Genomic DNA, 14,873 nt, shown 5'->3' with positions numbered 1-14,873 from the left:
CTATCCCTTATCGTAAGGGGGAAACGGTGTCCTGTCTTTCATGGGGCTCGTTCATCGTCCATGGCAAAAGCGCAAGGCATCATCGGGTTGCTAGGGGTTTTCTCAGGCTTGAGCATCTCGCGAAGGTCGCGCCGACTCAGCTCGGAGGAGGTGAAACTCGTCGAGCAGTATCGAGCGTTATCGGAGAACGACCGCATTGCAATGCGCTATCTGGCGGATGCGATGCACCGTGTTTCGCAGTTTTGAGGCGGCTTGACGGTCTCTCCCATGTTCGCTTATGGGAGGGGCTGTTTGTTTTATGCATCAGCCCGGATCGCATTGAGTGTTAGCACTCCTGATTACGTTCGGTTCGTTGATGCAATATTCGCAATATCTGCACTTGGCCAAGTACTAGCCGATAAGGCGCAATAAATGGAAGCTGATTCAGGACAAACTCACGTAAATCGGGTACCAGTGACGGAAGCCCTGAGCCGGGGAACAGTTCAAGCTGGCTAAAAGTATTGAGGATGCTTGTCACAATATCGTTGGCAGCGGATGCGCCAATCAGCCCGCAATAGTGTTATTGAACAGGCTGACGCCAATTTCCTGCTCAAGCTGCTGGATGGCCAGGGTCAAGGTGGACTGGGAAATGTACACCGCTTGCGCGGCAGACGAGATCGAACCGGTCTCGGCCACGGCGATGAAGTGATGACGGATCTGACGCAAGGTCATCATGGGGGAATTACCCGGTGGGCGGTTTTTATGGATTTGCCCGAGTGTCTATCTTTTTAATCGATGCCCAGGCATGAGCTTAGTTGGGGAGAGGGAGATAGGAGGAGGGGGGGAGCCCCGTTACTGGCTGCATCCTTGCAGCCAGTTCCGAAGGGTCGATGTTACGCATTGTTCAATGCGGCTCCCGATCAAGTCGCAATGAGTCAGGCGCGGATATCTCGATCATATCCACAACGAGTTTGTTATCGAGTTCAAACCCGGTGCCTGAAGGCCCTATATTGCTTCGATACTATTTCTTCAGCGTTACATCAATCATCGGGGGAATGTAACCATAGTCATATTCGGCCACCACGAAAGTCTGCTGCCCTTTCACCTTGATGCCCACTGTCGGCGCTTCAGTGCCGCCGACCCGGAACTTCATTCCGGTGTCGCTTTCCTTTGTGGGTATGGTGTCGATGAACGAAGTCACCAGGCCGTTAGGCATCACGTAATGTGAATAGGTTTGAAATGGCTGGGAAGAGGGGTTGCCCAGCACCAGACCGGAACCGTTCAGTGGCACGTAAGGGCCGAAGAGCGAATCCGCCACGAAACCGTACACCCCGTCCGGACCGGTCACACCGTCGGCATAAGTGAATTTATGGCTGATGGTGAACAAATAGTATTTACCGTCCTGAAACAGGAAGTGTGGACGTTCGGTCTGGTCATTGACGCCTACTGCAGTCAGCAGTGGCGGCAACATTTCCCAGTCGTCGCCATCTTCGTCATGCGCTACGGCGATACCGACACAGGCGGTTTGGAAGCGCGAGTTACCGACATCTTCATAGCCCGGCGGTACGTCGCCGATTTCAGCTTCGCCGACCTTGTGCGAACCACGCTCACCGGCCACGTTGCCCTCAAACAGCATGTACAACTTGCCGTCTTTCGGATCGCGGAACGGCCATGGATCACGGAAGCCCCAGTACGGATTCTGCGCTTCGGTCTGATACATCTCGCCGTCAGCTTCAAACAGCGACGTAACCTTTTTGAAGCCCACCATGCTGACGCCATGTTCAGTCGTCACCACGCGGCCACGCACCTTGACGATCGTGGCGCCCGGCGTGACGGCGGTGTAATACAAATCCACATCGCCCTGGTCGTTCAACAGAATTGGGGAGCCGGCCCATTCACGGGCGGTTGGCGAAACCCCTTGCGCCATCACGCGACCACCAAACTGCCAGTCTTTACCGGTGCGGGAAAACCAGTAGTACATCTTTGCCCGACCGTGGCGATCGTTCCAGTCGCGGTCGATGTCGTAGTTACCGTTTTTATCGATGTATTGCGGGTCGTTCGGATGACGATCTGCGGTCAAGGTGAAAATGACCGACCAGCCGTCAACAGAAGCCACGTTACCGTCCATATCGCGCAGCGGCATGGTGTCCCAGATGAACACCTCGTTGCTCAATACCGGGAAATCCGCACTGACCAGCGGCTGGGTAGTGGTCGGATCATCCGCATGAACTTTCAGCGCGTCAGCGCGGGTCCACAGGCTGGGTTGACGGGGAAGCTGACCAAGTTTTTCAGTGTTGCTTTTCATAGGGAGTACCTCATCCATGAATGTATTTAAATGAATCTTCGTTAGTGACTGTATATCCATACAGTGATTTCACTGTAAGTCAGTGAATTTTCAAGATCAAGGAAAAATTCCATTTTTTTTGATTTATGGGTTTTTTGTTGCTAGCTGATACGTTTCATCAGGTGTTTTTTTGCACAAAAAAGGCCTACCTCTCGGTAAGCCTCTGGTCGTCCGCTGTGGGGCATGATGTGATTTTGAAGTGGAAAGTTCTTTTTTGACCGTTACGCAGCCCAATGGAGGGCAAGCTCCTCTCGCCACAGTTGTTTCGTTGCTACTTGCGATGCAGCGCTGATAGAACGCAACGAGCCCTCGGCTATACTCCCCTCCATTTGAACCGCCCCGAGGACTGACTGTGAAGAACTGGACGTTGCGCCAACGCATTTTGGCGAGCTTTGCGGTAATTATCGCCATCATGCTGCTGATGGTCATGGTCTCGTTCTCCAATCTGCTGAAGATTGAGTCCAGCGAGGAAACGGTCCAGTCGGATGCCGTCCCGGGGCTGTATTACAGCTCGATGATTCGCGGTGCCTGGGTTGACAGCTATCTCTTGACCCAACGGATCGTGGGCCTCTCGGAGCATCGCGACATGAGTGCCGCTGACCTGGAGTTGTACAAGGGCGCCGAGGCGCACCTGAAAGACGAGATGGCCAACTATCGGAAAACGATCTTCACCACTGACGACCGGGTCGATTTCGAAGCATTCGAGGCTCGTTATCAAACGTACAACCAAGCGTTGGCTAAAGTCGTCGGTCTGTATCAGCAAAAACAATACGAACAGGCTCGTCTGGCGCTGGAGCAGGAGTTGACGCCCGCGTGGGTCGATGGCCGCAAGCAGTTGAATGTGGTGATTGACAGCAATCGTGATCAGGCCGCTAACGCCACCGAGGCCATCCGCCAGGCGGTCACCGCGGCAAAAGTCAGCATGGGTGTGTCTTTGCTGGTGGCGGTTATCGCTGCCGGTCTCTGCGGCTTGTTGTTGATGCGCGCGATCATGGCGCCGATGAACCGCATCGTGCAGATCCTCGACATCATGCGCACCGGCGATCTCAGCAGCCGTCTGAACCTCGATCGCAAGGATGAGTTCGGCGCGGTGGAAACCGGCTTCAACGACATGATGACCGAGTTGACCTCGCTGGTGTCCCAGGCGCAACGCTCCTCGGTACAGGTCACCACCTCGGTGACCGAAATCGCTGCCACCTCCAAACAGCAGCAGGCGACCGCCACTGAAACGGCGGCCACCACCACTGAAATCGGCGCCACCTCGCGCGAAATCGCCGCCACCTCGCGGGACCTGGTGCGGACCATGACCGAAGTCTCCACCGCCGCCGATCAGGCCTCGGTGCTGGCCGGTTCCGGTCAGCAGGGCCTGGCGCGGATGGAAGAGACCATGCACTCGGTAATGGGCGCGGCTGACCTGGTCAATGCCAAACTGGCGATCCTCAACGAGAAGGCAGGCAACATCAATCAGGTGGTGGTGACCATCGTCAAGGTTGCAGACCAGACCAACCTGCTGTCGCTGAACGCCGCCATCGAAGCGGAAAAGGCCGGGGAGTACGGTCGCGGTTTTGCCGTGGTCGCCACCGAAGTTCGACGTCTGGCAGACCAGACGGCCGTCGCTACCTACGACATCGAGCAGATGGTTCGCGAGATCCAGTCGGCGGTGTCGGCCGGCGTCATGGGCATGGACAAATTCTCTGAAGAAGTACGCCGTGGCATGTCCGAAGTGCAGCAGGTCGGTGAGCAGCTGTCGCAGATCATCCACCAGGTTCAGGCGCTGGCGCCGCGGGTGTTGATGGTCAACGAGGGCATGCAGGCCCAGGCCACGGGCGCCGAACAGATCAACCATGCGCTGGTGCAGTTGGGCGATGCCAGCAGCCAGACGGTCGAGTCCTTGCGTCAGGCCAGTTCCGCCATCGACGAGTTGAGCCAGGTGGCCGTAGGGCTGCGCAGCGGCGTCTCGCGATTCAAAGTCTGATGAACGAACTCGTGGCGAAACGCGGCGCAGGCATGGCGCCCAGGCAGTCATTGTTTCTGGTGTTTCGTATCGGCGACGAGCGCTATGCAGTGCAAGCCATTGAAGTGGCCGAGGTGCTGCCGCGTCTGCCGCTCAAACCGATTGCCGGGACACCGTCATGGGTCGCGGGAGTGTTTGCCTATCGCGGCGCGGTGGTGCCGGTAATCGATGTCGGCGAGCTGGCATTCGGTCAGCCGGCCCAGGCGCGCACCAGCACTCGATTGGTGCTGGTGCATTATCAGCCGGATGACGCCACGCCCGGGCAATTGCTCGGGCTGATTCTCGAGCAGGCTACCGATACCCTGCGTTGCAACCCGGCGGACTTCCAGCCCTATGGCCTGGATAACCGTCAGGCGCCGTATTTGGGGCCGGTGCGTGAAGACGCCCAAGGGTTGCTGCAGTGGGTTCGTGTCGCAGACTTGCTGGATGCCCAAGTGCAGGCGCTGCTGTTCCCGTCGCCGCCGCTGGACCTGGCGATGCTTGAGGAGCGCCCATGAGCAGCGACCAGCGCTTTTTCGACTTCCTCAAAGAACGTATCGGCCTGGACGTGAACTCCGTCGGCCCAGCGATCATCGAGCGGGCCGTGCGCCAGCGCATGACCGCGCAGCAGGTGAAAACGGCTGATGAGTACTGGTTGCGGCTGCAAGTCTCGGCAGACGAACAACAGGCGCTGATCGAAGGCGTGATCGTCCCGGAAACCTGGTTTTTCCGGTACCCGGAATCCTTTGCCACGCTGGCCAGGCTGGCGCTCAAGCGTCTGGCCGAGATCAAGGGCATGCGTGCGTTGCGGATTCTCAGCCTGCCGTGTTCGACCGGCGAAGAGCCGTATTCGATTGCCATGGCGTTATTCGATGGCGGGCTTGTGCCGCATCAATTCAAGGTCGACGGGGTGGACGTCAGCCCGCTGTCGGTCGAGCGGGCCAAGCGTGCGCTGTACGGCAAGAACTCCTTTCGTGGGCAGCGCAGCGATTTCCGCGAGCGCTACTTCAGCACCGAAGACGTCGGCCATCGCGTCAGCGACCGGGTACGCGAACAGGTGCGTTTGCAGGTGGGCAACCTGCTGGACCCGACCTTGCTGGCCAATGAGCCAGCCTATGACTTCGTGTTTTGTCGCAACCTGCTGATCTATTTCGATCAGCCCACCCAGCAACAGGTTCTCCAGATGCTCAAGCGCCTGACCCACGTGGACGGCGTGCTGTTTATCGGCCCGGCCGAAGGCAGTTTGCTGGGCCGCCTGGGGATGCGTTCGATCGGTATCCCACAATCCTTCGCCTTCAGCCGTCACAGCGAGCCCGAACCCGCACCGCCCCCCGTGTTTATTGCACCGCCGTTGCCGGTGAGTTTGCCGCTGCGCAGCGTTTCACCGCCTGCGGTGCGCAGCCGACCTTTTGCCACCGTTGCGCCGGCGCCGCGTGCGAGCCTTGAGAAAACACCGAATACCGATACGGCCGCGCTGCTGGCAAGCATTGCAACCCTGGCCAACGAAGGTAAAAGCCTCGAAGCGCGGGCCGCCTGCGAGGACTACCTGCGCAGTCACGAGCCGGTGGCGCAGGTGTTTTACTGGCTGGGGTTGCTCAGTGATGTCGCCGGCAACGTGCTGGAAGCCCAGGGCTTTTATCGCAAGGCGCTGTATTTGCAACCGCAGCATCCCGAAGCACTGATGCACCTGTCGGTGTTACTGGCGTCCCAGGGGGATGCGTCCGGCGCCCGTCGATTGCAGGAGCGCGCCGCTCGCAATGAGCGCACCGCTGACAGTGAGCGTAAACGATGACCGGTTCTGTTTCGCTGAACGTAACCCATGAAGATGCCCAGGCGATCGACGACTGCTGGAACCGTATCGGTATCCACGGCGATAAATCCTGCCCGCTGCTGATCGAACATATTCACTGTCGCAATTGCGCGGTGTATTCCGCGGCGGCGACGCGTTTGCTGGATCGCTATACCTTGCAACAGGACGACCGCGCTCAAGCATCGATTGCCGTTGAAGCGGACGTGGTCACGCGCTCGCTGTTGATGTTCCGCCTCGGCGAAGAATGGCTCGCCCTGGCCACCCGCAGTTTGGTGGAAGTGGCGCCGATGCAGGCGATTCATTCGCTGCCGCATCAGCGTTCGCGAGCGTTGCTGGGGGTGGCGAATGTGCGTGGTGCGCTGGTGGCGTGCCTGTCGCTGGTGGAATTGCTCGGGCTGGAAGCGACCACAGGTGTCGCCTCGGGCGTGCGGATCATGCCGCGCATGTTGATCATCGCCGCTCACGGCGGTCCGGTGGTAGTACCGGTGGATGAGGTGGACGGGATTCACGCCATTGATGAGCGGATTCTCGACGCCGCGTCCCGGTCAGGCGAGCAGGCCAGTGCCAAGTACACCCGTGGCGTCCTGCAATTCAGGGGGCGCAGCCTGCGCTGGCTGGATGAAGAACAGGTGTTGTCCGCCGTGACCCGGAGCCTGACATGACCCCCGATCAAATGCGCGACGCGTCACTGCTGGAACTCTTCAGTCTTGAAGCCGAGGCCCAGACCCAGGTGCTCAGCGCCGGGTTGCTGGCGCTGGAACGTGACCCGACCCAGGCCGATCAGCTGGAAGCCTGCATGCGCGCCGCGCATTCGCTCAAGGGCGCGGCGCGGATCGTCGGTGTGGATGCCGGGGTCAGCGTTTCTCATGTGATGGAAGACTGCCTGGTCAGCGCGCAGGAGGGTCGACTTTTTCTGCGCCCCGAACACATTGATGCGCTGCTGCAAGGCACGGACTTGCTGATGCGCATCGCCACGCCAGGCAGTGCCAACGTGGGGCCAGACGACATCGAAGCCTACGTGGCGTTGATGGGGTGTTTGCTGGATCCCATGGCGGTCGCAGCACCTGCCGTAGCACAGCCCTCATTGCCGCCCGAGCCAGCGGCACCGCAAGTCGAGCCGCCGGACATGGTGTCAGAACTCGAGTCGTCGCTGGCGGCCTCAGTCGAGGCGTCGCGTAAAGCCAAACGCGTCACCGAAGGCGGCGAGCGGGTGTTGCGAGTGACTGCCGAGCGCTTGAACAGCCTGCTCGATCTGTCGAGCAAGTCGCTGGTGGAAACCCTGCGTCTCAAGCCTTACCTGGCAACAATGCAGCGTCTCAAGCGCACGCAGAGCAACAGTTTGCGTGCCCTGGAAAACCTCAACGTTCACCTCAAAGAGCAAGACCTGAGCCTTGAGGCTCTGGAGGCGCTCGGCGATGCGCGGCGGCTGTTGGCCGAATCCCAGCAGTTGCTGGCAGAGAAAACCGCTGAGCTTGATGAGTTTGCCTGGCAGGCGAGCCAGCGCGCTCAGGTGCTGTATGACACGGCGCTGGCCTGTCGCATGCGGCCGTTTGCCGATGTGCTGACCGGGCAGGCGCGGATGGTTCGCGACTTGGGGCGTAGTCTGGGCAAGCAGGTGCGGTTGGAAATCGAGGGTGAAAAGACCCAGGTCGACCGCGATGTGCTGGAGAAGCTCGAAGCGCCACTGACCCATTTGTTGCGTAATGCCGTGGACCACGGCATCGAAATACCCGAGCAACGGCTGCTGGCCGGCAAGCCTGCCGAAGGGCTGATTCGCTTGCGCGCGTCCAACCAGGCCGGGCAGCTGTTGCTGGAGTTGAGCGACGATGGCCATGGCGTGGACCTGGAGCAAGTGCGCCGCAGCATCGTCGAACGGCAATTGTCACCGGCCGAGACCGCGGCGCAGCTCAGCGAAGAAGAGCTGCTGACGTTCCTCTTCCTGCCGGGCTTCAGCCTGCGCGACACGGTCACCGAGGTGTCCGGTCGTGGCGTAGGCCTGGATGCGGTTCAGCACATGGTTCGCCAGTTACGCGGCGCTGTGGTGCTGGAGCAGAAGGCCGGCGAGGGCAGTCGTTTCCAGCTCGAGGTGCCGTTGACGTTGTCGGTTGTGCGCAGTCTGGTGGTGGAAGTGGGCGAGGAGGCGTATGCCTTTCCACTGGCACACATCGAGCGCATGTGCGATTTGGCATCGGACGAAATCGTCCAGGTGGAAGGTCGTCAGCACTTCTGGCACGAAGGTCGACACGTTGGCCTCGTCGCGGCCAGCCAGTTGCTCAACCGTCCGGCGAGTCAGAACAGCCCGGCGACCCTTAAAGTCGTGGTCATCCGTGACCGCGACACGGTCTACGGCGTGGCCGTCGAGCGGTTTATCGGCGAGCGCACGTTGGTGGTGTTGCCGCTGGATGAGCGGTTGGGCAAGGTTCAGGACATTTCTGCCGGTGCCTTGCTCGATGACGGGTCGGTGGTGTTGATCGTCGACGTCGAAGACCTGCTCCGCTCGGTGGACAAACTGCTCAATACCGGTCGCCTGGAGCGGATCGCCCGGCACAGCCAACAGGCCGCCATCGTTGCGCGCAAACGTATTCTGGTGGTCGATGACTCACTGACGGTGCGTGAATTACAACGCAAGCTGCTGCTCAATCGGGGTTATGACGTGGCCGTTGCGGTTGACGGCATGGACGGCTGGAACGCGCTGCGTGCCGAGGATTTCGATCTGCTGATTACCGACATTGATATGCCGCGCATGGACGGGATCGAGCTGGTTTCGTTGTTGCGACGTGACAATCGGCTGCAATCGCTGCCGGTGATGGTGGTGTCCTATAAGGATCGTGAAGAAGACCGTCGTCGTGGACTGGACGCTGGAGCCGACTACTATCTAGCCAAGGCCAGCTTTCATGACGATGCGCTGCTCGATGCAGTGGTTGAGCTCATAGGAGGAGCGCGGGCATGAAGATCGCTATCGTCAACGATATGCCCATGGCCGTGGAGGCCCTGCGTCGAGCCTTGGCATTCGAGCCGGCGCACGAGGTGGTCTGGGTCGCCCGCAATGGCGCCGAGGCGGTGCAACGTTGCGCCGAGTTCACCCCGGACCTGATCCTGATGGACCTGATCATGCCGGTCATGGATGGCGTCGAGGCAACACGCCGGATCATGGCCGAGACCCCATGCGCTATCGTCATTGTCACGGTGGACCGGCAGCAGAATGTCCATCGGGTGTTCGAAGCCATGGGCCACGGCGCGCTGGATGTGGTCGATACCCCGGCCCTCGGCGTGGGCGATCCAAAAGAAGCCGCGGCACCACTGCTGCGCAAGATCATGAATATCGGCTGGCTGATCGGCGAACGCGGTAACCGGGTGCAATCAGCGCCGACCCATCCTCGCATTTCCGGGCAACGTCAGAGCCTGGTGGCGATCGGTTCTTCCGCCGGTGGGCCGGCGGCGCTGGAAGTCTTGCTCAAGAGCCTGCCCCGCGATTTTACGCCGGCCATCGTGCTGGTTCAGCACGTTGACCAGGTGTTTGCGGCCGGTATGGCTGAATGGCTCAGCAGCGCCAGCGGTCTGGATGTGCGCCTGGCTCAGGAAGGCGAGCCGCCGCAAAGCGGGACGGTGTTGCTGGCGGGCACCAATCACCACATTCGTTTATTGAAGAACGGTACGCTGGCCTACACCGCCGAGCCGGTCAACGAGATCTATCGACCCTCGATCGACGTTTTTTTTGAAAGCGTGGCCACTTACTGGAACGGAGACGCAGTGGGTGTGCTGCTGACCGGCATGGGGCGCGATGGCGCCCAGGGACTTAAATTGATGCGCCAGCAAGGCTACTTGACCATTGCTCAGGATCAGCGCAGCAGTGCGGTATATGGCATGCCGAAAGCGGCCGCCGCGATCAGCGCCGCTGTAGAAATTCACCCGCTGGACAAGATAGCGCCACGATTGCTGGAGATCTTTGCAAAATGACTCATCATTGCAGCTGTACTTGCCTTATTCAGGTGCCCGCACATGGATGATTTACAGCTCGACGCCTTTAAAACCGATGAAAACGCCGCGATGGTGCTGCTGGTCGACGACCAGGCGATGATCGGCGAAGCCGTGCGCCGCGGGCTGGCGAACGAAGAGAACATCGACTTCCATTTCTGCTCCGATCCGCACCAGGCCATCGCCCAGGCGATTCGTATCAAGCCGACGGTGATCCTGCAGGACCTGGTCATGCCCGGTCTGGACGGCCTGTCGCTGGTGCGCGAATACCGCAACCACCCGGCGACCAAGGACATTCCGATCATTGTGCTGTCGACCAAGGAAGATCCGCTGATCAAGAGCGCGGCGTTTGCTGCGGGGGCCAACGATTACCTGGTCAAGCTGCCGGACAACATCGAACTGGTCGCGCGCATTCGTTATCACTCGCGCTCCTACATGACCCTGATCCAGCGTGATGCGGCCTACCGGGCGCTGCGGGTCAGTCAACAACAGCTGCTCGACACCAATCTGGTGCTGCAACGCCTGATGAACTCCGACGGTCTGACCGGTCTGTCGAACCGTCGCCATTTCGACGAATACCTCGAGCTGGAATGGCGTCGGGCCATGCGTGAGCAGGCGCAACTGTCGCTGTTGATGATCGATGTCGACCATTTCAAGCTGTACAACGACAATTTTGGCCACCTGGAAGGCGACGAAGCCCTGCGCAAAGTCGCCACGGCGATCCGCGATGCCAGCAGCCGTCCTTCCGATCTGCCGGCGCGCTATGGCGGTGAAGAGTTCGTTCTGGTCTTGCCCAATACCTCGCCGGGCGGGGCGCGGCTGGTCGCAGAAAAACTCCGGCAGACCGTGGCCGGAATGAACATCCCGCATGTTGTTCCGGCCGAAGGTGCAAGCCTGACCATCAGCATTGGCCTCTCGACCATAACCCCGGAGCCGGGCAGTGATTACCGTCAATTGATCTCGGCAGCGGACAAGGGGTTGTACCTGGCGAAGAACAATGGGCGCAATCAGGTGGGCATCGAATGAACCAACACGTTCATTCGCCGCTAAAGCCGCCAGGCGGGCTGCCGTGACAGCTTGATTACGTTATACTCGCCGGCTTTCAAAAGTTCGCCAACGAGTGCTGCCCGCCATGGAAATCAACCCGATCCTTAACAGCATCAAGGACCTGTCCGAGCGCTCCGAAACTATTCGGGGGTATCTTTGACTACGATCAAAAGCATGAGCGTCTGACCGAAGTCAATCGCGAGCTTGAAGATCCGAATGTCTGGAACAACCCGTCGTACGCTCAGGAACTGGGCCGCGAGCGGTCTTTGCTGGCGCAGATCGTCGAAACCCTCGACCAGATGCACAGCGGCCTTGCCGACGCCAAAGACCTGCTGCTGATGTCCGCCGAGGAAGAAGACCAGGCTGCCGTCGATGACGTCGCTGCCGAAGTCGAGCGTCTGCGCGAGGCCCTGGAAAAACTCGAATTCCGTCGCATGTTCAGCGGTGAGATGGACGCCAACAACGCCTACCTGGACATCCAGGCCGGCTCCGGCGGTACCGAGGCCCAGGACTGGGCCAACATCCTGCTGCGCATGTACCTGCGTTGGGCGGACAAACGCGGTTTCGACGCGACCATCATGGAACTCTCCGCCGGTGAAGTCGCCGGGATCAAGGGCGCAACCGTGCACATCAAGGGTGAATACGCCTTTGGCTGGCTGCGGACCGAGATCGGCGTGCACCGTCTGGTGCGCAAGAGCCCGTACGACTCCGGTAACCGTCGTCACACCTCGTTCTCGGCCGTGTTCGTGTCGCCGGAAATCGATGACAACATCGAAATCGACATCAACCCGTCGGACCTGCGCATCGACACCTACCGCTCCTCGGGCGCCGGTGGTCAGCACGTAAACACCACCGACTCGGCCGTACGTATCACCCACGTACCGACCAACACCGTGGTCAGCTGCCAGAACGAACGTTCCCAGCACGCCAACAAAGACACCGCGATGAAAATGTTGCGGGCGCGCTTGTACGAGCAGGAAGTGCAGAAACGCAACGCTGCGTCCCAAGCCCTGGAAGACACCAAGTCGGACATCGGCTGGGGTCACCAGATTCGCTCGTATGTGCTCGACCAGTCGCGAATCAAGGATTTGCGTACTAACGTCGAACGCAGCGACTGCGACAAGGTGCTCGACGGCGACATCGACGAATACCTGGTGGCGAGCCTGAAACAAGGTTTGTAAACCGCCAGTCAAGACCTGAAGTCCCCTGCCACCGGTGGGGGCAACGAACCTGTGATGGAAAATTTAAAGACATGAGCGACCTAGAACTCGATCCGCAAGCCCTGCAACAGGAAGAAAACTCCCTGATCGCCCTGCGCAAGGAAAAGCTTGCTGCCGAGCGCGCCAAGGGCCAGGCCTTCCCGAATGACTTCCGCCGCGACGCCTACTGCGAAGACTTGCAGAAACAGTACGCGGACAAGACCAAGGAAGAGTTGGCAGAGGCTGCGATCCCGGTCAAGGTTGCCGGTCGTCTCATGCTCAACCGTGGCTCGTTCATGGTGATCCAGGACATGTCCGGGCGCATTCAGGTTTACGTCAACCGTAAAACCCTGTCTGAAGAAACCCTGGCTGCGGTGAAAACCTGGGACCTGGGCGACATCATCGCCGCCGAAGGCACCCTGGCCCGTTCCGGCAAGGGCGACCTGTACGTTGAAATGACCAACGTGCGTCTGCTGACCAAATCCCTGCGCCCGTTGCCAGACAAGCACCACGGCCTGTCCGACACCGAGCAGCGCTATCGCCAGCGTTATGTTGACCTGATCGTCAACGAAGACGTGCGCCAGACCTTCCGCGTGCGTTCGCAAGTGATTGCGCACATTCGCAGCTTCCTGATGAAGCGCGACTTCCTGGAAGTCGAAACGCCGATGCTGCAAACCATCCCGGGCGGTGCGGCAGCCAAGCCGTTCGAAACTCACCACAATGCGCTGGATATGCAGATGTTTTTGCGTATCGCGCCGGAGCTGTACCTCAAGCGTCTGGTGGTAGGTGGTTTCGAGAAAGTGTTCGAGATCAACCGCAACTTCCGTAACGAAGGTGTTTCGACTCGTCACAACCCTGAATTCACCATGTTGGAGTTCTACCAGGCCCACGCCGACTACGAAGACAACATGGACCTGACCGAAGAACTGTTCCGTGAACTGGCGCAGCTGGTTCTGGGCAGCACCGACGTGCCTTACGGCGACAAGGTGTTCCACTTCGGCGAACCGTTCGTGCGTCTGTCGGTGTTCGATTCGATCCTCAAGTACAACCCGGAGCTGACCGCTGACGACCTGACTGACATCGACAAGGCCCGCGCCATCGCCAAGAAGGCCGGCGCCAAAGTGCTCGGCTTCGAAGGTCTGGGCAAGCTGCAGGTAATGATTTTCGAAGAGTTGGTCGAGCACAAGCTGGAGCAGCCGCACTTCATCACCCAGTACCCGTTCGAAGTGTCGCCGCTGGCCCGCCGCAACGACGAGAACCCGAACGTCACCGACCGCTTCGAGCTGTTCATCGGTGGCCGCGAAATCGCCAACGCCTACTCCGAGTTGAACGACGCGGAAGACCAGGCCGAGCGCTTCATGGCTCAGGTGGCCGACAAGGACGCCGGTGACGACGAAGCCATGCACTACGACGCTGACTTCGTTCGCGCGCTGGAATACGGCATGCCGCCGACCGCCGGTGAAGGGATCGGTATCGACCGTCTGGTGATGCTGTTGACCAATTCACCGTCGATTCGCGATGTGATCCTGTTCCCGCACATGCGGCCGCAAGCGTAAATGTTTCAATTAAAAAGCCGCCTATAACAGGCGGCTTTTTATTGCCTGTCTGGTACAAACGTATCAATTTGTTACTTTTGACGTTAGAGAGGAATACCGGTCGTGAATCGTGCAATTGCTCAAGAAGGAGCAGCTGGCATCGCCACTGCGGTCGCTGAAAGTGTTCAGTATCAGGGTCGCAAAGCCAGCCGACAGGGAAGCGAGCAGCGTCGACAAGAGATTCTCGATGCGGCAATGCGCATCGTCGTACGCGACGGTGTCCGCGCGGTACGTCACCGTGCAGTGGCCGCCGAAGCCGGTGTGCCGCTGTCGGCGACCACTTACTATTTCAAGGATATCGATGACCTGCTCACCGATACCTTCGCTCAGTACGTCGAACGCAGTGCAGCCTACATGGCCAGGCTGTGGGCCAACAACGAAGGCCTGTTGCGCGAGATGGTCATCAGCGGCGACGGCAGCCCCGAGTGCCGCTCACAGTTGGCTGACGATATTGCACGGCTGATGGCGGACTATGTTCACCGGCAATTGATCAACCGCCGCGAGCACCTGATGGCCGAGCAGGCCTTCCGCCAGGAAGCGTTGCTCAACCCGCGCCTGGCACTGCTGGTGCGCTCGCATCAGCAAATTCTCTTGCAGGGCACCTGCCAGCTTTTCCAGGTATTGGGTTCGCGAGAGCCGCAGCAGGATGCCAAAGTGTTGACGGCGATTATCGGCCGGATGGAATATCAGGGCCTGCTCAACGATGCAGAGCCCGAGGCCGAACAAGAGATGCTCGGCATTCTGACGCGATATATGCACCTGGTGCTGGCATCGGTGTAACACAACCCTGTCGATCGTTCCCACGCTCTGCGTGGGAATGCCGCTATGGACGCTCCGCGTCCGCTTTGGCTGTGACGCAGAGCGTCACGGGATGCATTCCCACGCGGAGCGTGGGAACGATCAAAGGCGCTCTAATAAACGCAACACGTAA

At 59.6% G+C, this 14,873-nt stretch carries 13 protein-coding genes and 1 pseudogene; 11 read left to right on the top strand and 3 right to left on the bottom strand.

All coding sequences use genetic code 11. The annotated features are described in order from the left end of the window. Positions 1-246, top strand: a 246-nt coding sequence (locus FPT12_RS27835) for a hypothetical protein (protein WP_371922569.1), incomplete at its 5' end; no start/stop codon positions are given. Positions 247-325: 79 nt separating this feature from the next. On the opposite strand, the gene FPT12_RS16745 is transcribed toward FPT12_RS27835, so the two are convergent. The 3 genes and pseudogenes from FPT12_RS16745 to FPT12_RS16735 all read right to left on the bottom strand — a co-directional run bounded on the left by FPT12_RS16745 (position 326) and on the right by FPT12_RS16735 (position 2,284). Next, positions 326-517 (bottom strand): type II toxin-antitoxin system RelE/ParE family toxin, encoded by a 192-nt coding sequence (locus FPT12_RS16745; RefSeq protein ID WP_371922567.1) that lies wholly within the window; start codon positions 515-517, stop codon positions 326-328. Positions 518-546: 29 nt separating this feature from the next. Next, a pseudogene (locus FPT12_RS16740) lies at positions 547-714 on the bottom strand (LysR family transcriptional regulator); the annotation flags it as partial. 286 nt (positions 715-1,000) lie between these two features. After that, positions 1,001-2,284, bottom strand: a complete 1,284-nt coding sequence (locus FPT12_RS16735) for a glycoside hydrolase family 68 protein (protein WP_145017590.1) — start codon at positions 2,282-2,284, stop codon at positions 1,001-1,003. Between the two features lie 391 nt (positions 2,285-2,675). On the opposite strand from FPT12_RS16735, the gene FPT12_RS16730 reads away from it, so the two are divergent. The 10 genes from FPT12_RS16730 to FPT12_RS16685 all read left to right on the top strand — a co-directional run bounded on the left by FPT12_RS16730 (position 2,676) and on the right by FPT12_RS16685 (position 14,722). Continuing rightward, positions 2,676-4,298 carry a methyl-accepting chemotaxis protein gene (locus FPT12_RS16730; protein WP_145017588.1) on the top strand — a complete coding sequence of 541 codons (1,623 nt, stop codon included), beginning with the start codon at positions 2,676-2,678 and terminating at the stop codon, positions 4,296-4,298. Then, positions 4,298-4,834 (top strand): chemotaxis protein CheW, encoded by a 537-nt coding sequence (locus tag FPT12_RS16725; RefSeq protein WP_145017586.1) that lies wholly within the window; start codon positions 4,298-4,300, stop codon positions 4,832-4,834. The genes FPT12_RS16730 and FPT12_RS16725 overlap by 1 nt, the downstream gene beginning before the upstream one ends. Continuing rightward, a complete protein-coding gene (locus tag FPT12_RS16720; RefSeq protein WP_145017585.1) occupies positions 4,831-6,108 on the top strand; it encodes a protein-glutamate O-methyltransferase CheR in 1,278 nt (425 codons plus the stop codon). Before FPT12_RS16725 ends, FPT12_RS16720 begins: the two co-directional genes overlap by 4 nt. Further along, on the top strand, positions 6,105-6,788 hold the full coding sequence (locus FPT12_RS16715) for a chemotaxis protein CheW (protein WP_145017583.1): 684 nt from the start codon (positions 6,105-6,107) through the stop codon (positions 6,786-6,788). Before FPT12_RS16720 ends, FPT12_RS16715 begins: the two co-directional genes overlap by 4 nt. Beyond that, complete coding sequence (locus FPT12_RS16710) at positions 6,785-9,076, top strand: hybrid sensor histidine kinase/response regulator (RefSeq protein ID WP_145017581.1); 2,292 nt, start codon at positions 6,785-6,787, stop codon at positions 9,074-9,076. The genes FPT12_RS16715 and FPT12_RS16710 overlap by 4 nt, the downstream gene beginning before the upstream one ends. Then, positions 9,073-10,083: a chemotaxis response regulator protein-glutamate methylesterase gene (locus FPT12_RS16705; RefSeq protein WP_145017578.1), complete on the top strand. Its 1,011-nt coding sequence runs from the start codon at positions 9,073-9,075 to the stop codon at positions 10,081-10,083. Before FPT12_RS16710 ends, FPT12_RS16705 begins: the two co-directional genes overlap by 4 nt. 42 nt (positions 10,084-10,125) lie before the next feature. Beyond that, on the top strand, positions 10,126-11,127 hold the full coding sequence (locus tag FPT12_RS16700; RefSeq protein ID WP_145017576.1) for a PleD family two-component system response regulator: 1,002 nt from the start codon (positions 10,126-10,128) through the stop codon (positions 11,125-11,127). A 106-nt stretch (positions 11,128-11,233) separates the two neighbouring features. Beyond that, positions 11,234-12,329, top strand: a protein-coding gene (prfB, locus tag FPT12_RS16695; RefSeq protein ID WP_102667242.1) for a peptide chain release factor 2 whose coding sequence is annotated in 2 segments (ribosomal slippage) — positions 11,234-11,305 and positions 11,307-12,329 — 1,095 coding nt in all. Because the reading frame shifts where the segments join, the coding sequence is not laid out codon by codon here. A 71-nt stretch (positions 12,330-12,400) separates the two neighbouring features. Then, a complete protein-coding gene (gene lysS / locus FPT12_RS16690) occupies positions 12,401-13,903 on the top strand; it encodes a lysine--tRNA ligase (RefSeq protein WP_103319564.1) in 1,503 nt (500 codons plus the stop codon). A 114-nt stretch (positions 13,904-14,017) separates the two neighbouring features. Then, complete coding sequence (locus tag FPT12_RS16685) at positions 14,018-14,722, top strand: TetR/AcrR family transcriptional regulator (RefSeq protein WP_103319614.1); 705 nt, start codon at positions 14,018-14,020, stop codon at positions 14,720-14,722. Positions 14,723-14,873: the final 151 nt, after the last annotated feature.

The organism is Pseudomonas sp. H3(2019) (assembly GCF_007713465.1).
Taxonomy (GTDB): Bacteria; Pseudomonadota; Gammaproteobacteria; order Pseudomonadales; family Pseudomonadaceae; genus Aquipseudomonas.
The sequence above is the reverse complement of the archived record's forward strand: the minus strand, read 5'-3'. Positions and strand labels throughout refer to the sequence as shown.

Excerpts from the sequence above, each read along its gene's own strand:
- FPT12_RS16735 (WP_145017590.1), bottom strand. The coding sequence starts at position 2,284 with ATGAAAAGCAACACTGAAAAACTTGGTCAGCTTCCCCGTCAACCCAGC.
- FPT12_RS16725 (WP_145017586.1), top strand. The coding sequence starts at position 4,298 with ATGAACGAACTCGTGGCGAAACGCGGCGCAGGCATGGCGCCCAGGCAG.
- FPT12_RS16720 (WP_145017585.1), top strand. The coding sequence starts at position 4,831 with ATGAGCAGCGACCAGCGCTTTTTCGACTTCCTCAAAGAACGTATCGGC.
- FPT12_RS16715 (WP_145017583.1), top strand. The coding sequence starts at position 6,105 with ATGACCGGTTCTGTTTCGCTGAACGTAACCCATGAAGATGCCCAGGCG.
- FPT12_RS16710 (WP_145017581.1), top strand. The coding sequence starts at position 6,785 with ATGACCCCCGATCAAATGCGCGACGCGTCACTGCTGGAACTCTTCAGT.
- FPT12_RS16705 (WP_145017578.1), top strand. The coding sequence starts at position 9,073 with ATGAAGATCGCTATCGTCAACGATATGCCCATGGCCGTGGAGGCCCTG.
- FPT12_RS16700 (WP_145017576.1), top strand. The coding sequence starts at position 10,126 with ATGGATGATTTACAGCTCGACGCCTTTAAAACCGATGAAAACGCCGCG.
- lysS (WP_103319564.1), top strand. The coding sequence starts at position 12,401 with ATGAGCGACCTAGAACTCGATCCGCAAGCCCTGCAACAGGAAGAAAAC.